The organism is Neisseria sp. S1 (assembly GCF_048060015.1).
Taxonomy (GTDB): Bacteria; Pseudomonadota; Gammaproteobacteria; order Burkholderiales; family Neisseriaceae; genus Neisseria; species Neisseria arctica.
The window spans coordinates 12,704-33,964 of record NZ_JBLUPI010000011.1 but is presented as its reverse complement, the minus strand read 5'-3'; the positions used below and the strand labels follow the sequence as shown (position 1 = coordinate 33,964).

At 40.3% G+C, this 21,261-nt stretch carries 16 protein-coding genes; 2 read left to right on the top strand and 14 right to left on the bottom strand.

Going from position 1 to position 21,261, the window contains the following annotated elements:
• Window positions 1–178: 178 nt before the first annotated feature.
• Window positions 179–745, bottom strand: a complete 567-nt coding sequence (locus ACEPPX_RS09060) for a gamma carbonic anhydrase family protein (RefSeq protein ID WP_416623755.1) — start codon at window positions 743–745, stop codon at window positions 179–181.
• A 203-nt stretch (window positions 746–948) separates the two neighbouring features.
• On the opposite strand from ACEPPX_RS09060, the gene argE reads away from it, so the two are divergent.
• A complete protein-coding gene (argE, locus tag ACEPPX_RS09055) occupies window positions 949–2,106 on the top strand; it encodes an acetylornithine deacetylase (RefSeq protein ID WP_416623754.1) in 1,158 nt (385 codons plus the stop codon).
• A 168-nt stretch (window positions 2,107–2,274) separates the two neighbouring features.
• Here argE and dnaJ read toward each other — a convergent pair whose 3' ends face one another.
• Window positions 2,275–3,405 (bottom strand): molecular chaperone DnaJ, encoded by a 1,131-nt coding sequence (gene dnaJ, locus ACEPPX_RS09050; protein ID WP_416623753.1) that lies wholly within the window; start codon window positions 3,403–3,405, stop codon window positions 2,275–2,277.
• A gap of 22 nt (window positions 3,406–3,427) precedes the next feature.
• Between dnaJ and ACEPPX_RS09045 the strand changes: the two genes are divergently transcribed.
• Window positions 3,428–3,706: a hypothetical protein gene (locus tag ACEPPX_RS09045; RefSeq protein ID WP_416623752.1), complete on the top strand. Its 279-nt coding sequence runs from the start codon at window positions 3,428–3,430 to the stop codon at window positions 3,704–3,706.
• A 124-nt stretch (window positions 3,707–3,830) separates the two neighbouring features.
• Here the strand turns inward: ACEPPX_RS09045 and ACEPPX_RS09040 are convergent, their stop codons facing one another.
• The 12 genes from ACEPPX_RS09040 to kdsA all read right to left on the bottom strand — a co-directional run bounded on the left by ACEPPX_RS09040 (window position 3,831) and on the right by kdsA (window position 21,204).
• Entirely contained in the window at window positions 3,831–5,264 is a 1,434-nt protein-coding gene (locus ACEPPX_RS09040) for a tetratricopeptide repeat protein (protein ID WP_416623751.1), read from the bottom strand.
• 208 nt (window positions 5,265–5,472) lie between these two features.
• Complete coding sequence (locus ACEPPX_RS09035) at window positions 5,473–6,765, bottom strand: capsule biosynthesis protein (RefSeq protein WP_416623750.1); 1,293 nt, start codon at window positions 6,763–6,765, stop codon at window positions 5,473–5,475.
• 48 nt (window positions 6,766–6,813) lie between these two features.
• Window positions 6,814–8,847: a capsular polysaccharide biosynthesis protein gene (locus ACEPPX_RS09030; protein ID WP_416623749.1), complete on the bottom strand. Its 2,034-nt coding sequence runs from the start codon at window positions 8,845–8,847 to the stop codon at window positions 6,814–6,816.
• Window positions 8,848–8,849: 2 nt separating this feature from the next.
• On the bottom strand, window positions 8,850–9,626 hold the full coding sequence (locus tag ACEPPX_RS09025; RefSeq protein WP_416623748.1) for a CgeB family protein: 777 nt from the start codon (window positions 9,624–9,626) through the stop codon (window positions 8,850–8,852).
• Window positions 9,627–9,937: 311 nt separating this feature from the next.
• The gene (locus tag ACEPPX_RS09020) at window positions 9,938–11,518 is read right to left on the bottom strand and encodes a hypothetical protein (RefSeq protein ID WP_416623747.1); all 1,581 of its coding nucleotides are present in this window, start codon (window positions 11,516–11,518) and stop codon (window positions 9,938–9,940) included.
• Window positions 11,519–11,523: 5 nt separating this feature from the next.
• On the bottom strand, window positions 11,524–11,898 hold the full coding sequence (locus tag ACEPPX_RS09015; protein ID WP_416623746.1) for an HAD-IIIC family phosphatase: 375 nt from the start codon (window positions 11,896–11,898) through the stop codon (window positions 11,524–11,526).
• 3 nt (window positions 11,899–11,901) lie between these two features.
• A complete protein-coding gene (locus ACEPPX_RS09010) occupies window positions 11,902–12,618 on the bottom strand; it encodes a glycosyltransferase family 2 protein (RefSeq protein WP_416623745.1) in 717 nt (238 codons plus the stop codon).
• 9 nt (window positions 12,619–12,627) lie between these two features.
• On the bottom strand, window positions 12,628–14,061 hold the full coding sequence (locus tag ACEPPX_RS09005; RefSeq protein WP_416623744.1) for a hypothetical protein: 1,434 nt from the start codon (window positions 14,059–14,061) through the stop codon (window positions 12,628–12,630).
• Between the two features lie 24 nt (window positions 14,062–14,085).
• Window positions 14,086–17,139 (bottom strand): glycosyltransferase, encoded by a 3,054-nt coding sequence (locus ACEPPX_RS09000; RefSeq protein WP_416623743.1) that lies wholly within the window; start codon window positions 17,137–17,139, stop codon window positions 14,086–14,088.
• Between the two features lie 70 nt (window positions 17,140–17,209).
• Window positions 17,210–18,478, bottom strand: a complete 1,269-nt coding sequence (gene wecC, locus ACEPPX_RS08995; protein ID WP_416623742.1) for a UDP-N-acetyl-D-mannosamine dehydrogenase — start codon at window positions 18,476–18,478, stop codon at window positions 17,210–17,212.
• A 24-nt stretch (window positions 18,479–18,502) separates the two neighbouring features.
• A complete protein-coding gene (gene wecB, locus ACEPPX_RS08990; protein ID WP_416623741.1) occupies window positions 18,503–19,627 on the bottom strand; it encodes a non-hydrolyzing UDP-N-acetylglucosamine 2-epimerase in 1,125 nt (374 codons plus the stop codon).
• A gap of 725 nt (window positions 19,628–20,352) precedes the next feature.
• The gene (gene kdsA / locus ACEPPX_RS08985; RefSeq protein ID WP_047760028.1) at window positions 20,353–21,204 is read right to left on the bottom strand and encodes a 3-deoxy-8-phosphooctulonate synthase; all 852 of its coding nucleotides are present in this window, start codon (window positions 21,202–21,204) and stop codon (window positions 20,353–20,355) included.
• Window positions 21,205–21,261: the final 57 nt, after the last annotated feature.

Below are 21,261 nucleotides of genomic sequence, written 5' to 3'. Positions count from 1 at the left end.
ATCATAGTGGGTTGTAGAGCAGATTGGGCAGGCTGTACGATATTGGGAAGTAAGACATTGTGTAATATTACTTCAATATTTTGTGGAGAGGCTCGGACACTTATCAGCACACTAAAAGACCGGCGATGCTTATGATGAAGCATATGCCGGCTTTTTTGAGGAGTGGTCTGATAAACCCTTACTTATTTTCAAGGCCGTCTGAAGTTTGTTTGGCGGTTTTGAGATAGTTTTCCGATACGCGGATATAGTGGGCGGCAGAAGCAACCAATTTGCCTTTTTCTTCTTCGGTAAGCGGGCGGATTTGTTTAACGGGGGAACCGACATATAAAAAGCCGCTTTCCAAACGTTTGCGGGGCGGCACCAGGCTGCCGGCACCTATCATGACATCGCTTTCGATTACCGCATCATCTAGGATAATCGTACCCATTCCCACCAATACGCGGTCACCTATGGTGCAGCCGTGCAGCATCACTTTATGACCGATGGTAACGTCTTCACCGATAATCAGCGGCGAGCCTTCGGGTTTGGCCGCCGATTTGTGCGAAACGTGCAGCATGCTTAAATCCTGAATATTGCTGCGTGCGCCGATAACGATGTGGTTTACGTCGCCGCGCAATACGGCGCAAGGCCAAACGGAAACATGTTCGCCCAGTGTGACTTCGCCGATAATGACGGCGGTAGGGTCGATATAGCAATGTTCGGCAATTTGGGGTAGGTGGTCCAGATAAGGGCGGATAGGATTCATTGGTTGTCTCCGGTAGAGTGGGGCGCGCCGCATTCAAGCAGCGGCGGAAGCTCCGATGTCGGTTTTGTTCTTTTCAGGTAAAGGCCGTAGGGTTTTCAGACGGCCTCAGGCAGATTGTAACAGCTGGAGGCGATGGAACAAGCTTATCGTAAAAGAAAGCATTATAATCAAAGTAGTTTATCCGCTTTTGAAATGAGCTTGCCATGAATACAGTCGACCGTCTCAGCCGCCTGATTGCTTTCGATACCACCAGCCGTTTGTCGAATTTGGATTTGATTCGGGATTGTGCCGATTATTTGGATTCTTTCGGGTTGAAACCGTGGCTGGCTTATAACGCCGACCAAACGAAAGCCAATTTGTTTGTTACCGTGCCGGCTGAAAACGGCAGTACGGAAGGCGGGTTGATATTCAGCGGCCATACCGACGTTGTGCCGACAGACGGGCAAAAATGGCAGAGCGATCCTTATCGGGCGGATATCCGTGATGGTAAACTTTACGGGCGGGGCAGTGCCGATATGAAAGGTTTTATCGCGTCCGTGTTGGCTGCCGTACCGGATATGGTGTCTGCCCGTTTGGATAAACCGCTGCATATTGCGTTGTCTTATGACGAGGAAATCGGTTGTTTGGGCGCGCCGGTGATGATTGGTGAGTTGCAGCGTCGGGGTCTCAGCCCCGAGTATTGTATTGTCGGCGAACCGACTTCGATGCGTATGGTGGTGGCGCATAAAGGTATTCATACTTTCCGCTGTTGTGTACACGGTAAGGCGGTTCATTCATCTTTAACGCCGCAAGGGGTGAATGCTATCGAATATGCGGCCAAGTTGATTGTATTTATCAACGATTTGGCAGGCCGTCTGAAACAACGGCATGATAACGATCCGGATTATGACGTACCGTTTTCCACACTAAGCGTAAATACGATTGGTGGCGGCATTGCGAGTAATATCGTTCCGCAGCTATGCGAGTTTGAATTTGATTACCGTAATTTGCCGCACATGACGCCTGCCGATATTATCGGGCCGATAGAAACCTATATCCGCGAAGTACTTGAGCCGCAAATGAAGGTGATAGATGCGGCTTGCGGGATTGAAATGAAACATGGGGAAAATGTGCCGGCTATGCCCGAGGCCGAAGCACGGCTGCTGCATGATTTGATTAGCCGATTGGTAGAGGACTCCCGCCGTTTGAAAGTAGCCTATGCTACGGAAGGAGGGCAGTTTCAGCAGGCCGGTATCCATACTGTTATTTGCGGGCCGGGCAGTATCGAGCAGGCACATAAGCCGGATGAATATGTGGAGCTGGCGCAACTGGACCGTTGTGATGCATTTTTAAGAAAGCTGATTGCCGCATATAGCTGCTAGAGATGCGCTAAAGCAGAAGTAGGAAGTATATTTTTCAGGAAAAATGCCGTCTGAAAATTTTCAGACGGCATTTTATTATTTTAGCCCGAATAACTGTTTAGCTGCGCGATGATAAAAAACGGACGGTTTTGGCAAACCATCCGTTTGATGTAGCGGATATTTCGGATATTAGTCGAAAATATCACGAACTTTGTCAAAGAAAGATTTTTGACGCGGGGTTTGAGAGCGGTCAAGGCCGGTTGAAATTTTTTCAAATTCTTCCAGCAGCTCTTTTTGGCGCTCGGTCAGATTAATCGGCGTTTCCACTGCCACATGGCAATACAGGTCGCCCACCGCGCTGGAGCGCAGTGATTTGATACCTTTGCCCTTCACACGCATACGGCGGCCGGTTTGGGTTTCTTTGGGGATGCTCAATTTTACTTTGCCGTCTAATGTCGGTACTTCCACTTCGCCGCCCAAGGCCGCGATAGTGAAGCTGATGGGTAATTCGCAATGCAAATCCAAGCCGTTTCGCTCGAAGGTTTTGTGCTCTTTAACGCGCACGACAACATATAAATCTCCGGGAGGCGCGCCATTTAGGCCGGGTTCGCCTTCACCAGATAGGCGGATACGTTGGCCGTCGTCGATGCCGGCAGGAATGTTGACTTCAACCGTTTTGCTGGTTTTTACACGGCCTTCGCCACGGCATTTAATACACGGATCTTTGATTTCCTTACCCGAGCCGTGACAGGTCGGACAGGTTTGTTGCATTTGGAAAATGGCTTGGCGTACATGAATTGTGCCCGAACCGTGACAGGTTGAACATGTGCTTGCCGAAGTGCCGGGTTTGGCACCGGAGCCGTGGCAGACATCACACTCTTCGTATGTGGGAACGGTAATACGTTTTTTCACACCGAGGGCGGCTTCTTCCAAAGAGATTTCCACCGCATATTGTAAATCTGCGCCTTGGTAATTTTGTTGGCGTCCGCCACCGGCTGCCCCGCCGAACATTTGGCTGAAAATATCGCCGAAGTCGAAGCCTTGCGCGCCGCTGAATCCGCCAAAACCGCCGAATCCGCCCGCACCCATATTGGGGTCGACGCCCGCATGGCCGTATTGGTCGTAGGCACTGCGTTTTTCTTTGTCTGAGAGAATGGCATAGGCTTGCTGGATTTCTTTGAATTTGGCCTCCGCCTCGGCATTATCCGGATTACGGTCGGGATGATATTTCATGGCAAGTTTGCGGTAGGCCTTTTTGATTTCTTCATCGCTGGCACTACGTGCAACGCCTAAGGTTTCGTAAAAGTCTTTATTGCTCATAATTGTTTCAAGATGTAAGGGTTTGATTGCGGCTGAATATGTGGGCTGGTGGGAAAAACTCAAGGGGGCGGATAAATTTATCGTATTTTTCAGACGGCATCTGATGATGGTACCGTTGGGCAGATGGCTTAACCTCTTGGATGGGTGTTTCGCAAACAGCTACTTAGATAAGAATTTGGTTTGGCAGGGGATTGTTTGCCGTGCAGTAGGAAATATTGTCTGTGAGGTTTCACAATTTATCGGAAAGCATAAGCAAGCGGTTTGCATAATTTTAATATGGCTGACTTTAGATGCCGTCTGAAAATTGATATGCGGAATTATATTGTGCTTTGAATTTGAATTATTAAAGATCTGCACCGTTATTTTTCAGACGGCTTGTAGAGTGCTGAAACGGTGCAGTACTTAATCAGGGAATGGAATACAAATTATTTGGATATGATGCTTTGCTGCCATTTTTGAAGAAGTTTGAGCAAGGCTTCGGGTTGGGGGTGGCCGTTGTCAATTGCCTTTTGCAGCCAGATACAGGCAGTGCCGGTATCGGGGGAGACGCCGGCTCCGTGATAGTAAAGACATGCCAAATTGTATTGCGCCATGGTGTCGTTTTGGCGGGCGGCTTGCTCAAACCAATAGGCAGCTTGGGTCATATCGGTATCTACGCCTTGTCCGTTGTAATACATCATGCCCAAATTGGTTTGCGCTTTGTTGTGGCCTTGTTTCGCGGCCTCAAGATAAAGGCGGTGGGCTTGGGCATAATCGGGAGGAGTAGAGAGGCCGTAGTGGCAAGAGAAAGCTTTTTGATAGATTTGTTCGATATGCTGGTGTTGTAATACCTGTTGTTTGGTTTGTTCGTAGGTGTTGTTTGCTTTTAATGCTTCTGCCGCCAGTTGTTTTTGGCGGGCAATTAAATCTCCTTGTTGTGCGGCTTGGTCGTAATATTGGTCGGCCAAGACCGTATCGGCGGTTACGCCCAAGCCGTAGCGGTAAATATCTCCCAACAGACGTAAGGCCAAGGGGTGTTTGTGTTGTGCGGCATTTTCGGCATGGCTTCGGGCAAGGGCTGGGTTTCGTTCGGAATGCCGCCCGGTAAGGTATTGTTCTGCCAATATCGCATCAGCATGGGTATCGCCGTGTTCTGCCGCTTTTTTTAGCCACGCCAGTGCGGTTGCCGGATCGGCAGCAAGGCCATGACCGCCTTGCAATAAGATTTCTCCAAGGGCGGTTTGTGCGGAAATAAGCTCCGCTTCCGCGGCTTGCCGAAAATGATAGGCTGCAGCCTGCCAATCGGTATGAACGCTTTGTCCGTAGCGGTATTGGTTGCCAAGTTGCCAATGTGCGGGCGGAAAGTTTTGCTCCGCCGCTTGCCGGTAGTATTGATGGGCTTCAGCGGGATCGGGAGTAGCTGCGTGTTGATAGTATTGGGCAAGGCTGTATTGGCCGTAAGGATGCCCTTGTTCGGCAGTCCTGCTAGCCCATTTAAATACTTGATCTGTATGGTGTTGTATTTGATAGTATTCGAGCAGGTGGAGCTGGGCGGCAAGTAAACCGGATTCGGCCAGTTGTTCATAAGAATCTAACAGATCTGCCGTATTGATGCCTTGGTTTTCCTGCCATTGCAGCAAATTATATCGGGCGAAAAGATGCCCTTGATTGGCAGCTTTTTCGAGTAGTTTGAGGGCCTCGGGTATGTCGGCAGCGATACCGTTGCCATAGAAGTAACAGCCGGCCAATTGGAATTGTGCTTCAGGGTGACCTGAAGCGGCTGCTTGTTGCAATAAAGGTAATGCCTGAAAGTAATCGGGAGGTGTGGTGCGTAGGTGGGCAAGAGCGTGTTGGAATAATTTTTCACTTGTTGTATTCATAATATATCAATAATGGCAGGGGGCGGCGGATATTAAAGTACTGTAATGATGAAATATACAGCCTCTCTTTGCTCATGCGGTATTAGAGTAAATTTGAAGATTTATTTCTGTATCTATGATTGTGCAGCAGTCGAAAGGTATTCGGAGGGTTACTTTAACGGATAGAACCATGAAGATTTAATGGGACATCATACAAAAAAACTGCTGCTTAGTCAGCAGCAGTTTCCACTGGAGCGCGGCATGTCGTATGGTTTTCCGAGATTGTGTGAGTTATATGGTCAGGCAGGTTGACACGGCTGTAAAAGCTGCCATTTATTTGGGTAACATTGATATGGTACATCCGATAGGCGTGGAAGTATTCAGCATTCGGCTTTTGGGGGTTTTTCCAAAAATCTGCTAATTTGTTTTGGTCTGTAATCCCGGGAATGTCATAACTGGCTCGCCCCATAATTTTGACCGGCATATTATGGATGAGTGCGGATAAACCGCTGGTGCTGTTGATGGTAATCATACCAATGCCGTAGCGGAGCAATACCGGTAACGGAACATCGCGCACATAAAAGATTTTATTACGGCGTTCGGGGTGTTTCTTTAAGAATTTTTTGATGTCTTTTTGATAATCGATAAAGCCTCTATCCATCGGATGGTGTTTAACGATCAAGGTGACGTCTTTCGGAGCATGTAAAGCGAATGAATCCAAAACATGGTAAAGAAAATTTCGTACGGATGAAAAATCACTGTGCACGCGTACTTGGCTGTCATTAAATACCTGCAACGGTAAAATGTAGAATCGGCCAAACTTTCCACTCTTTACCTGCTCTGCAAATTTGTGGTCTTTAAACCAATAGTTGGCACGTTTGAAACCGGATAAAGTCCAAGAGCGGATGTAGTGCCCGATATCGAAATGACGATGGTGGATATAGTTTGGGTATTTACGTTTGAACAGATTAGCTGCTGCGTAATAGATTATGGCCGCGCGAGCCATAGGCAGGAATCCTCCGGGGACAGAGGGTGGTTCGTGGTAATTTTGTTCTTTTAATTTCGGATAGGCTTGTTTGAAAAAATCGACTTTCCGCGGCAGTGGGGAATAATCGTTTACGCCTTGTTCTTCTAAGGTAATATAAAAAGGTCGGAAATATCCTTCTTCAAAGGCCCAAAAGTTCAGATTTTTGGTGTTATCCGCCAATTCCTTAGCAATCAAATGGTAAGGACGTGTATCGCCGAAGCAGACAAGCGCATCGATTTGATGGCGTGAAATAAAATCGTTTAGAAATGTGTCGAAGGTTTGGTGGGTGCCTTGATAGCCGAATGTATCGGGTGTGGTTGCGGGATAAAATACTTCATCACCGTAGTTAAAGTTGATTTTAAAAACAGTTTTCCCTTGTTTTTTCAACCATTGGGCAAATTGATAGAAAAAGCCACCTAGCGGGCCTTGTAATAACAAGATACGGTTTGCCGATGAGGTTAATTTTTCTAAATTACTGGCAATGGAGTCAGGCATAACAAGCGGTTATAAAAATAGATGGGCGGTCTAATATATAACAAACTTTCATTTGAGTGAAAGGTAAAGCTGTTTTAATTTTCCCAATTGCTTGCTCAGCCAATTTCTATGTAGCAGATTGTTGCTTTTTTGCATACTTTTTTGTTTTTTAATAACTTCTATTGCTATATCTGGTGTTATTAATCTGCGGGTTTCTGGGTGGATGTAACTTGGATAGTGTATGAGCGTGCCTGCAATCAATTCTTCTAAACTCAATTTCCGACTGCGTCGGTCAATGGGTAAAAAATCATGTGTTAAGCCCCAGCCGGCATAGAAGGGTAGGCCGTAGCAATAAACCTGCTTGCCCCGTAAAAGTGCTTCAAAGCCGGTTAATGAAGTCATCGTATGTACTTCATCTGCATGTTCTAAGCAGGTGAGGATATCTATTTCCGCTACAATTTGGTCAGCATAAGATTTTGCATCCTTATCTGATACCCCACCGATACGGTTGCCGCTGACTACATCGGGGTGAGGCTTATACAAAATATAAGCATCAGGATTGGTTGCTCGTACGGTTTTTAGTAATTCTAAGTTGGTATAGATGGTGGGCGAACCGTAGCGGATCGAAGCATCATCTTCTACCTGGCCGGGTACCAGCAAAACTTTTTTATCGGTAGTAGGAAGCTGTAAGTCTGAACCTCCGATGTTGTATTTTGTAATTGCTGATTCTGTTAGGCTTTGCCGTAATAATAATGCCGTCTGAATGTCATTTTCTTCAAAGTGTTGGTTTTGTAGGATATATTCCAATCGAGACGGTGTTTGGGCATTGAAATAAATGCCTATATCATCAATAACCAATGACAGCGGTGGCACTAAGTTGGAACCAAGGCCGACAGAGCGGATAAAACCGTCTTCCATACGCAGTAGGGGGAGATTATTTTTAGCTGCATAAGTAGCCAGGTCATCATGGCCGCGTCCCCATGCAAGCAAGCGGGCTTGAGGAGAAAGCTGTTTTTTTTGTAGGCTTTTTAAGGAAGAAACAAAATGTAGGCGGCAGGAAGGTACATTGAAAAAAGGCTTCATAACAGCCCGTTTCCATAGAGACATCCCGATACAGTAAATATCGCCACGTAGTTTTTCATTCAAGCGGCGGGCAGCCGTTAAATAATTGATAACATCAAATAGAGAGCCGGTTTCACCGGTATAAGGGTTGATATAGCGGCTGTATTGTAAATATGCGCCGGCAAATAATTGTTCTAATGAACATGAGGTGCGCCGCCCGCTGCTTAGCAGGCGGGAAATATCAGGATGACGGTCATCACAGACTCCCCAGCCCGCATACCACGGTAGGCCGAAGGTGATGACGGGTTTGCCGCATAGCAAGCCTTCAAACCCCATTTGAGAGGTAACGCAGTAAATCTTATCAACCGCTTGCAAGAGAGAAATAGGGTTGATATCTTCCGCCAGTATACGAATATTCGATTGGTGTGGCGGTGTGGTCAGATAGCCTTTTTTCTTTCCACTTAAAACATCCGGGTGGGTTTTAATCCAAATTTCGGCATCAGGGTTCTCGGAGAGAGCGGCTTCCAGCATTTGGGTGAACGTTTGCTCATCGGCAGCACCGTATTTTACCGCCATATCGCCAAATGTTTGGTCAATAACCAATACGATTTGTTTTTCAGACGGCATGATTTTATGGGTAAGGCCGTCTGAAAAATCAGGGGCATGGTTATATTTGGAAAGGCGATTATTTACAATCAGATCAATAGCCTGACGGCTTTGTTCCAATATTTCAGACGGCATTTGGTCTGATTGGAGAAGTAAGTGTTCTAAACGTGATGGACGGGTGGTGTCGTAATAAATACCTAAATCATCAATTACCATCGAAAAAGGCGGCCAGCCTTCAACACCCAAGCCTAATGAACGGAGAAAGCCGTCTTCAAGATAAATGATAGGTTTTTTTAATACTGAGCGTATCCAGTGTTCACGGTTAGGATGTTTTTTCCCCCATAAAAGGAATTTTCCTTTACCCTGTTGTCCAGCGTGAAGGAGGAGATGGAGTTGTTTTTGTTGGCGCAATAGTCCTAAGCTTGAAGGATACATAATTATTTTGAATTGGCTATAACGGATTGAATGTTTTGTAAAAACTTGTTCCAGGTGAAGTTGTTCAAAACAAAATCCGCCCCCGCTTTGGCCATTTCCAAATCATTTTTAGACGGTCCGTACTTCAAACGTTCAAACAAAGCTACCGCTTCATTTTCATTGTTTACGATATGGCAATAGTCTTTAAATAACCTATCCATTGCCATGCTGGGTGTAGAAACTAAAATACCGCCGCAAGCCAAAATTTCCACTACCCTTCGTGAAAACATAGTGGGCGAATCTTCAATCGTGTTTACATTCAGTGATACTGCAAAATGGCGGTAGATATCGGCGGTTTGGGTATAATCTAAAGCGGACATGATTTTCAGGCCGAATTCCTGTTCGGGATAACGGTAGTTATCTGATTTTCTGTCTGAATTGCGGTCGAAAACAGTAACTGGCAAACCTGCTTTTAAAGCTGCAGAAAATAGCATTTCCTGACGTTCGCGGCGTTTACCGTGGATATGTTTGCTGAAGCTGCCGACAAAATTTGCTTCTAATTTTTGAAAATTAAATCCCTGGTAGTTATGGATACGGGGCTGGACGGGAAACATCGCCACATCAACCGTGGTTGAAGCAGGCACTACTGCCCGATACCGCTCCACACAATTTTCATCCACAGTAAAAATATGGTCGAAATGTTTGGCAGAATCGATAAAACGGTCGAAATGAACCGAATCCTCTTTATTCCAAAAAACGGTGGGAATCCCCTTATCTTTTGCAGACTGAACTAAACGCACGAGCTTTTCATTGGTACGTTTGGGGTGGTCTGGATAGGAAGCTATTTTGTATTGCCACTTTTTTTTGTAGCCGAACCAAGCGGATTCGACAAAGAGAAAAGTTGAATGATCCTTTGCTAGAGTAAACCATTTCTTGCGAGTAACTATTGATTCTAGTTTAAGTGAATCATAAGTAAGCATATCGCTTATGATATATATATTCATGTATTTTGATAGAAAATCTACTGTTATTCATTTAATGTAGTATTGTTTATTTTTAGAAAACAGCTGAACGAAATATTTATAAATATTGAAATTATATTCTTTTAAATTTAGGGTTTAGCGTACGCTTTTTGCTTCCATAATACATATAATCTTAATGCATTAGCTAACATTGCTTCTTGACGGTGCGGTTTATCAAAATGTAAAGGAATCATTGATAAAAACAGTAATATGGTTGCTGGCATAATTTCTTGGTTGGAAATTTCAGGTAATATTTGTTTTTTCATAAAAATCTGTTGGATTATAGATAATCTCTCGCTGAAATTGAATGAAATTTTAATGCCAATATCATCTGATTTTTCCAAAGAAAAAGAATCTGCAATAATGAAGTCATATAGACCAATAATGGAATGGCAGAGCTTTGCTAAATCATAACTTTGATTTCCGTAAATAGTAAATTCATTTTGCATGTTTAACCCTCTGGGATCAATCACTTTAATAGCATTGATTCTAGAGTCATACATAATATTGCTAAAGCATAAATCACCGTGAACGATAGCTGGTATTTCTGGTATGGCCAAGGCAGCATCAACACACTCTTGAGTAATTTCCCACAGGGATGCCAGCTCAATTCCATCATATTTGCATGGGAGATGTAGGTCTAGTTGAGTTTGTTTGGCATAGTTTTGTAAACGCTCAAAAGTTTTGTCAGCATATAATGCTACAGAATCTTGATGAATTTGGGTAAAATCCCGATCATTCAACTGACAGGCTTTTCGAGATTCACCCATATAATAGCTGATCAAACCTAAGATGTTTTCCCAAAATATAGCTGGATTCTTGCCGTGTACAAAAATCTCATTCAATGGTAAGCAGGGTAAATATTCGGTTTCATAGAATGGTTTACCATTTTGTTGTCCAAATTGAATCAACTGGGGCGTAAAGCGTTTTAGGCTTGATGGTAGCGCATTAAACCACTTAGCTTCGGCTTCGATTTTTTTTGGTAGTATGCCAGATTTCCACACTACACCATTTTTGATCTTGAGAGAGTTAAATGCTCGTTGTGTGGTTATGGTAGAACGAGAGCGAAAGTAAGTGTTAATATGTCCTAAATCAAACCAGTTATTTGTTTCTGGGTAGTGCATTTCAACTTGATCGGCGTATTTGTGTACAGCTGAAGTAAAACTTCCTTGAGCATTGGCTAAAGCTCGGATAAAGTTTCGAATAGATGAAAATGAAAAATAACCGCACCATACCAATGGGTTTTGAGTCGTAGACTTTTTTTCAAACTCCCATGCGTAGTCATCCTGTGTTCTCGCTAAAGAAATACAGTCTGAGATCGCTGGAAAATTGTCTAACAAGGTATCACCATGAAGAAGGCGTAGAGTTTCATTTTGATCATACTCTACGGTATTAAGTAGATACAGTAATGCCATACCTAGAGAGAGACCCTCTGTGACAAATACGACTTCTATTTTTAAAGTATCGATCAATTTTTGCTCTTCTAAACCTAAGCTAAACTCTTTAGGTAAAGATAAAATAATCTGTTCTTGTGGGAAGCTGTTGCGTAATGCTTGCACTTGGAATGAAAGAAGTTTTTTATTTCCAATAGGTAGGAATGATGGTGGAATCATACCGAATTCATTGCGAAATTCCGGAATAACATAGTCTGCGGAATTAATAATAATCATTTGGATTATTTCCTATCCATTTTGGTTAGACCCCTGATTTCATCATAGCTTAAGCGTACAAATTCATCAGGACGTATTGATCGATCATCTACATAAAAGCCGTCATGCCCACACCAAGGCTTTCCTACATATATTTCATCGTAAGGTACATTATGACGATTTAACCAATTAATAATAGTCGGTAAAGTATGAATATTAATCTTGCCAATATTTGCTTCGTAGGTACGCATATTGCGGCTAGAGCTGATAATAATTTCAAAACCTTGTTGCTTATATTCGTGTAATTTTTGGATTACTTCTTTAATTGGTTGGGCATTATCGTAGTCACTATTTTCTGTACGCGTGATAGTGTTGTCTAAATCCATAATTAGTCTTTTCATTTTTTATTTACCTTGCAGTAATGAATGGTATTCATCAGGTGTGCCACAGAACATAATTTGTTCATTGTCAATTAAATCGTAATAGACTATGAACTGTTGAGCAATTAAATCATTGTATAGGGGCGCAATGTAGTATTCATTTTTAGTGGTATTGTTGTTGGCTTGAGCGTCTAAAAATAATTTATCAAATATTTTTTTATGCTTGAAATAATATAAACCATCGCTACATAAATCAGAGATACGTTCTTTTTCTGCGGTACGGATAACTCTTTTACTGCTAGGATGCTCAGGCAGCGCAAATGACCAATGATCGCCCTTACCTTTAAATACTTCCAAATAACCGTCACATTCTTTTATCCATTGAGGTTTTTTGAAGTTAAGAATTCGAGAATCAATATTAAAAATATATAATTCTTCATCTGAATTAATATAAGTAGTGCCTTGATAAACAGTATCTGCCTGCCCTAAGGTTTCAGATGGCAAACAGATAAGATCGTAGTCTTTGATACCCAGCTTTTTCAATTCAGCTTTAATAAAAAAGCCTGTATCGCATACGTCTCGATAAATAAAGACGAACTTATCGCTTTGAAAATAGCGCTCAAATGATCGAACTGCCCAGCTGAACACAGTTTCATGTCCCAGCATTAATTGATATTTGGGTTTTTTATAACCGGCTTTGAAGAAACGAGAACTAAGTCCAGCCATAGGAATGACAAACATATTCTATCCTTAAATATGTACGTTCATTTGTTGAAATTCAGCAAAATTAATCAAACGTATACTTGCCAAGCGTGATTTTAGTAAAGCTGCGTTGTTTTCAACGATACTCAAACCGCTTAACCATGCCTGGAAGCCACAATTTAGATGTCCTTGATAAGGTTCTTGTTTGTAGAATGTATACATATATTCATAAGAGATAGAATCACGCTTATGGCAACTCAATAATGACAACATTGGCTCTGGCATCCCTATCCACAATTGATCACCTAAGCCAAAGCCCCATTCTTGGAACAGATAGTTTGGTGTATCGGTTAAAAGATTTTTTGATGATAAATCTTTTACAGAAATGGGGGCATCATCTTTAAAGAAATAGTCAGGGCGAATTTTTATAATTAAATCATATTGTTTAAAATAATCTTCATTTAAAGTTTCTATCCAATAACTGTTATGGTAATACATTTTTTCTGCATTACTCATTTTGTTATAAGGGTATTCTTGATGGTTTTTTAGATTTATTTTTAAATTATTGCACCATGATAATTGGTTATTTAGAATTTCTTGGATTCTTTCGGGTGAGTAGATTTGTGCTGTATATCGGTAAATTTCTTCATCAAATTTTGATAAATCTAAAGCATCTTTGTTCTCTATAATGAAATCACAGGTTGGTTTATCAAAAATACGATAGGTGTTTTGCAGGTTGAAACGAGTATAGCCCACTTCTTCCCAGGTACTAACATAAGCATCAATAAGTCCTAAGTGAGCAAACTTTTTAGCAAAGCGGGGGAGAGTATATTCAAAACCACGCAGCTGGCCACAAATTAGTAAAGCTACCTTTAATTTTGAAGTTTTAGGAAGCGTAGTACTAATTTTTTGTAGAGATTTAATACGTGCCTCTAAAAAAATGCGACTTATAGATCTATGATCTAGATTATGTATTTTTAAAAAATTTTGACAAATCTGAATTTCTTCAGTGGATGATACATTTTTGTTTTGAGTTAAGGCTTGTAAAAATGATAGTAAAAGCTTATCAGTGATCCTTTCTAAAATGTGATTGCCTTGTTGTATTAATAATTTCAGGAAATAATTTACTATAATAGGTTGGGTGAATACAAAATTAAGTTGGGTTTGTGTACAGTTTTGTAGTATATTCAGTATATCTTCAGGCTGAGCTTTTATAAAGGAACTAGGAGCAAAATATGCTACATTTACATTAAATATAAGTAGTTTATTTGGTTTAAATACCCAGTTTTGTTCCAATAAAAATGCATCCAATGCAGTGACAACATTTTTCCAGCTACCCCATGGTAACCCAGATGAGTCACGGTAACGAGCAGTACTAACTAAATCAGAACGCTCAAATTGCTCTAATAAATCAGTAATATTTAGTTGTTTTTTTGCAATTAGGCTTTCAATATTGGTTTGAGAGAAAATAATTTTAGTCATTTTATTCTAAGGTATTCGTAAAATTTAGAGTTTGTTATGTAGTAATGAAGATACTGTAGCATGAATTTCATTTAAATTAAACATATTTACTTTGCATAGATTGTTATGCTCAATATTAAACATTGGGCTGCCTTGTTCTGTTAATGCTAAAATTAATGATTGGCTACCTAGGTAGTCACTCAGTTTAGATGGTAGGTATGGGTTGTTTATTTTCAACCCTTTTGTTTCAGCATCCATTACAATCAAGCCATCAAATTGATCAGATAATGCCAAGAAGTCAAAATAGCCCACATATTTTTGTATCACAATCTGCTCTTTTAACTCTTCGGGTACATTATTAACAATAGATTCTGCTTCTTGTTGGGTATAAATATGTAGGTTCAGGAGTTTTTTCTCTGTTTCCGGTAATTGGCACCAAGCATCAATAAAGGGTTTGAAACCTCTGTTTACATAAAAAGAGCCAAAATACGCCAAATGGAATTTATCAGGATCTTTTTCCAGTTTTATTTGCGACAGTTGGTAAAAGCTTCTGTCTAAAGTGGGTTGGGGCTGAATAACCGCTTTATTGCGAATTGTTTCTCGTAAGTTTTCATCTGCATATGAAAGCATATAATCAAGTTGATTTTGATTGGTAAAGACCAACTCATCGGCATACAGATAAGGCAGTTTTTCACACCAGTAAAATAAGTTTTGCTTATCAGAAAGAGCGTGACTATGAGGAATAAAACCGTGTTTTTTTAACCAGCTGGTGGGAAGCTCTTCATAGCGTTCTTGTGCGGAAACATCCATCAGTATAGGATCAGAAAATTCAGCAATCCATTTCATTTGAGGGTATTTTATTTTTACTAAAGCCGCAGCGATATGAGAAGCTGGCCACATTGCACGGCTATATAAATTGCTATACATTTCTCGATGCTTCAACATATTATGCGTCGCATCTAATGTGCTATCAGCAAATTGGGCGATTGCGTTCCAGTTGGCAAATGATTGCGGTGCATTTAGTTCGTGATGTTTGCCTAAGTAGTATTCCGATATTCTCAATAGTTCCCTATCTGCTTCTCGGACCTGACTCATACTGTTAGTAATTAAATCAACGGGTTTTCCCATGGATCGAATTCGTTTGCTCATCACTACCCCAGAAGTATCAATATAAGGGGCAAAGCAGTAAGAAATAACCAAAGTGTCTGTAAACAAACTGTTTATTTGGCCTATAAACGGATTATGCAAATCTAATCGGGTAATATCTTGCAGGTATGTTTCATATTCTTGAGGGTGTTGTTGCAGATAGCGTTTTATAAAGCCGGCTTGTGCATCAATTTTGCTTTGAATAAATGTATCTATATGCTTATATTGGCTATTTTTTAATTCATCGATCAGTAGTTTGATAACTTCTAGGCGTTGTAATACATTGAAGTCATAAGATTCAGCTTTGCGTGAAATAGAGTTTTCCCGAATTAGGCGCTTGTAGCTGTCTTCTTCATAATGTGGAATTAAAGTGACTTTAGGCCGGAATTGGTTAAGTAACTGGCACCAATACACCACATCTTCACCGCTGCGCAACGAAGTGTTGTAGATGGTGTTTTTTACCATGAAAGAAGGGGCAAGTTTACATGCATTCATGGTCAGCGAAGAGGTTGTATCGAAATAACTTAAATCAGCTTTTTGAGCAGCCTTGTCTAACTGATCCATTATGCTACTGCGGATGACCTCTCCATTTAAGATATCTTCAATCCCGGTTACGGTAATAGTGTTGTATATCGCATATTGGTAGAGTGAATTCAGATAGTTTTCAGGCACGAAATCATCATCATCAATGAATGTAATCCAGCCTTTAGAAGCTTGTTGAATTGCATAATTACGTGCCTTGCTTACATTACCTTCTTCTAATTCAAAAATGCGGATACGCATCTGCGGTACTGTTTCTTTAAAGCGCTCGATTAAGGCGGGAGTGCTATCTTGCTCTCCATTAATAACGATTAGGATTTCAAATTCTGAAAATGGTAATGTTTGCTTAGCTAAAGATTGCAAGCATTTAATAATGGTTTTTTCACCTTGGTAGGTTGGCAAAATCACACTAATACCGTTTGAAAGCCCTGCTATATTTAAAGCATTGTGATAAGAAATTTCTGATTTATTATCCCAATGAACCAGCCCTAAAGCGACTCGGGTAGCGAATTGCGGTATAAGCAGGAATATATAATCATCTAAACTTTCGTCAGAGTTTAAGTAAAAATAATGTTTACCTAATCTTTGACTGAAAGGCAGATTGAGTGAGGGTTGAACACTTTTACCTTCTTCATTGTAGAAAGCTATCGTCAATAAGCCTTGTTTGGGATCTTGCGGGTGCTCTTTACTAAAGATATTGGTTTTGATAATAAGTTGGTTGAACTGGGAACAATCTATAACGGTTTCTATGCCGGTTTTGTCTAAAACAAGTATATCATCTTTATTGTTTTCGTTGAAATAAACTGTATTAAAGTTTGCCAAGTAAGGTGTATCCCTTGGCAAACTCCATTGCAAAACAGGCTTTTGGCTTTCCCAGCTGAGATATTTTTTGGGGGGTTGTTTAAGTGTCTCGTCGAAATTCAGGGAAACGAACGTTTTTTTTGCATTAGTATGGCGCTCTTTGTAAAGTGTACGAAGAGTGCTGCACATATCCTTGAAACCCTGCCAAGATTTAAAGCCAAAAATTAAGGCATAGCCCAAACGAAACGATTTAGTTTGTTTGCAGTTTTCTGCTTGTAGTATTGCTCTTTGGGTAGCTTGTGTTAAATTCTTTTTTTCTGCCGACCATTCTTTATACAGTGTTTCATATTCTTTTATTGTTTCTGTAAGTGATTGTTTTTCAGCAAGAAATGCTTTATTCTGCTCTTTTAGAAGAATCATTTTGTTTTCGTATTCCAGAGTTAATTCACGGAATGCCAAAAGACTTTTATGATATTTCTCTTTAATACTGGCTACTGTTTCCTCTTGAAATGATGATTGCATTTCTGTTTGTTGGAGTGAGGTGTTAGAAGAAACAGAAATTATTTTTTTTGCTTGTTTATGTTTTCTGTTATTAGATTTTACTTTTCTCATAAATGTCTCTAGAAAGTAAACACAAAATTGGCCTGTTTTCATTGATAAAACAAGCCAATTAATCAATTGGTTACCAAATACCTTTTGTATCTACAATAACCGCATCTACAGAGGCCGTCTGAATCGTTTTAAATTCTTTGTGGTCAACTAAAACTACTAAAACATCAGCTTCTTCCAATGCTTTATCCAGTTTGGTGTGGCGGATATTTTTGGCCGCAAGTTTGGCGGGCAAGGTTTCAACATTCGGTTCAACGGCCAAAATCTGATTGGGATATTTCTCGGCTAGTTGTTCGGTGATCTTTAAGGCAGGGCTTTCGCGCAAGTCATCGATATCAGGTTTGAATGCTAATCCCAAGCAGGCGATTTTGATGTCTGTTATGGTTTTGCTAGAATTTTTCTGCAGAGCTTCAATCACTGCATTGTTGACCTTGTCAATAACCCATTCAGGCTTACCATCGTTTACGAGGCGTGCGGTGTGAATCAGTTTAGCTAAGTCAGGTGTTTTGTTAACGATAAACCATGGATCGACAGCAATGCAGTGGCCGCCAACGCCGCAGCCTGGCTGCAGTATATTAACGCGAGGATGGCGGTTTGCAAGTGAAATTAATTCCCATACATTGATATCAAGTTGGTCACAGATAATTGAAAGTTCATTGGCAAAAGCAATGTTTACATCGCGAAAAGAGTTTTCTGTTAGCTTGCACATTTCTGCTGTTCTGGCATTGGTAATAATGCAATTCCCCTTGACAAAGGTTTTGTATAGAGCAGCGGCTTGTTCTGAACATTTTTTAGTCATACCGCCGATGATTCGATCATTTTCTATCAATTCCCTCATAACCTGACCAGGTAGAACCCTTTCGGGGCAATGTGCGATACGAATATCTGATGCTTCTCCAGTTTGCTGGGGGAAGGTTAGATCAGGGCGTGCCAAGGCAAGCCAATCTGCCATTTGTTCGGTTGCGCCAACTGGTGAAGTAGATTCGAGTATAACTAAACCACCTTTCTTTAATACGGGAGCAATTGCATTGCAGGCTGCTTTAATATAGCTTAAATCAGGTTCGTGATTATTACCTTTAAACGGTGTTGGAACAGCAATCAAAAATGCTTGCGCAGGCTCTGGAGTTAGAGTAGCTCGTAATATTCCTTTTGATACACAGTCGTGTACTGCGGTATCAAGATCAGGTTCTACAATATGGATTTTCCCTTGATTAATTATTTCAACTGCATGTTTATTTACATCAACACCAATAACATTGACACCATGTTGGGCAAAAACGGCAGCAGTTGGTAAGCCGATATAGCCGAGTCCAATTACCGAGATAGTATTAAATCTAGACATGATTTTCCTTTAATGATCTAAGTTTCAATTAATTTTTTTCAGTATATGCAATATTTTTTCCACTGCATTGCCATCTCCATAAGGGTTGTGGGAGTCTGCCATTTTGCTGTATTCCTGTGGTTCTGTGAGCAAGATATGGACATTCTTGACAATTGATTCTTGTGAGGTGCCAACGAGTTTAACAGTTCCTGCCGCAACTGCTTCTGGGCGTTCTGTTGTATCTCGCATTACTAAGACAGGCTTGCCTAATGAAGGAGCCTCTTCTTGTATGCCGCCGGAATCGGTTAAGATGATGGAAGAAATTTTCATTAGATATACAAATGAAAAATAATCTAATGGTTCGATGAGGTGAATATTCGCTCGATTTGCAAGTAGTTGATTAACAGGTTGGCGTACATTCGGATTAAGATGTACTGGATATACAAATTGTACTTCAGGATGCATGAGACTTAATGTTGATATAGCTTGACATATATTCTCAAAACCTTGTCCAAAATTTTCCCTACGATGTCCTGTAATTAAAACTATTTTACCATTATCCAAAAAAGCAAATTTTTCCTGATAATGCTGTATGAGGTGATGGTTTGCTTCTATTTTATTACATGCTAAGAACAGGGCATCAATCACCGTATTTCCTGTTGTGTAGATTGTATCTTCAGGGATGCCTTCATTTAGTAAATTTGTTTTAACATTTTCTGTAGGGGCAAAATGATATTTAGCTATGGCACCGGTAATTTTTCTATTTCCTTCTTCAGGCCACGGGGAATAGATATTGTGTGTACGAAGCCCAGCTTCGACATGAGCAATATCTATTTTATTGTAATATGCCGCGAGAGAAGTAGCTAATGTAGTTGAGGTATCTCCATGTACAAAGATAATATCAGGGCAGTAGTCATCAATAACATATTGTATTTTATTTAAAATATTAGATGTTATTGATGATAATGTTTGTTGGCCATTCATGATATCCAAGTCGTAATCAGGTGTAATGTCAAATAAATCTAAGACTTGATCTAGCATTTGGCGATGTTGTGCAGTAACGCACACTTTAAAATCAAAATTTTGTTGTTTTAAACCCTCTATTAAGGGTGCCATTTTAATTGCCTCGGGGCGAGTTCCAAAGACAATAAGTAGTTTTTTTTCCGTCATAGTGTTATGGTCTAATGTTAATGTTGTAGGGATAATAATTATTTGAATGAGTTGATTATTAAAAAATTAGCACTTTAATATATAGGCAGAGATGATTCAAAACGTTTGAAATAGCCTTATGAAGAGAAAGGTGTTTTAAGTTACATAAATATCTAACTTGAGTTTGTTTAAATTGAAGCCGCAATGTTTATTATGAAGTATATTGATAGAATAGTTTTAGGATGGTTCTGATAAATTTGCTATCAATAATATTATTACAATAGTAAATAACTTGGGAATTGTAACCCTAAGTTATAATATTGGCAAGTAGTCATTTGTTTTATGTAAATTTTATAGCTCACTAAATTTAGTAGAAGCTATAATATTATGGGATTCATAGAGTATTTTGGTTTGTTAAGAGAACTGATTTATTCTAAGAGTTCGGGATTTATTGTTATTTTCACACTCTTAAGCAATAAGTAAATGTGGATACGAAGCTGAGGACGGTGATTTTTGGAAGGTGAATGTTTATTTTAAAATGAATGTTTTTAAATTGATAGTTGTTTGGTATTAGTTTAATGCGTTGCAAAATGAAAATATGTTTTTGGAATATCCTACTTTTCAAAAGTGTTTATAAGTTTATAATAGGCAAATTGTACTTGTGTTGTAAGCACTGCCATCAATCAAAATTAACACTACTTTTTTTAAGGCAGTAGTGTTAATTTCAGATTTAGAATTTTGTTAAGTTAGTTAATTGTTAATATTGGCAAGGTTTTTACGATATCGTCGATAGCTTTTACTTGTACAAGAAAATCTTCTAAGTGCTCAAGTGGTAGGGCGCTTGCTCCATCACATTTTGCCTCGTCTGGGTTGGGGTGCGATTCTAGAAAAAGCCCACCCAGTCTTACAGCCATTCCGGCAAGAGCTAAGTCTACTACTTGATTGCGCCTTCCTCCTGAGATAGCAGAATTGGACTCGCGTTGTTGTAAGGAATGGGTGACATCAAAAATAATTGGTAGTTCGTTGCAGGTTGATTTCATTACACCAAAGCCTAGCATATCAACTATTAAGTTATCGTAACCAAAGTTACTTCCTCGCTCGCATAATATAATTTGATTATTTCCAGCTTCTTGAAATTTATCAACTATATTTTTAACTTGAGTGGGGCTTAAAAATTGTGGTTTTTTTATATTTATAACGCGTTGGGTTTTTGCCATTGCAATGACTAAATCAGTTTGGCGAGCTAAAAATGCAGGCAGTTGAAGTATATCGCATACTTCTGCAACAAGTGCACATTGCCATGGCTCATGAACATCGGTAATAATTGGAACATTAAATTTTTCTTTTAGTGCTCGGAATATAGTCAGCCCTTTATCGATCCCAACACCGCGGAATGAATGTATAGAAGAACGGTTGGCTTTGTCGAAGGATGCCTTAAAAATATAGGGAATGTCTAGTTTACTTGTAATTTCAAGGTACTTTTCACAAGCAAATAAGGTCGAATCTAAATCTTCTAATACATTAATTCCGCCAAAAAGAGTAAACGGTAAATTATTTCCTATGGTAATATTGTAATTTTGAAGTGTAATATTTTTCATGATGTTCTCTGGGACTGTAGCGTGTTAAAGTGTCGGAAGGTGAGTGAAGCTACCTTT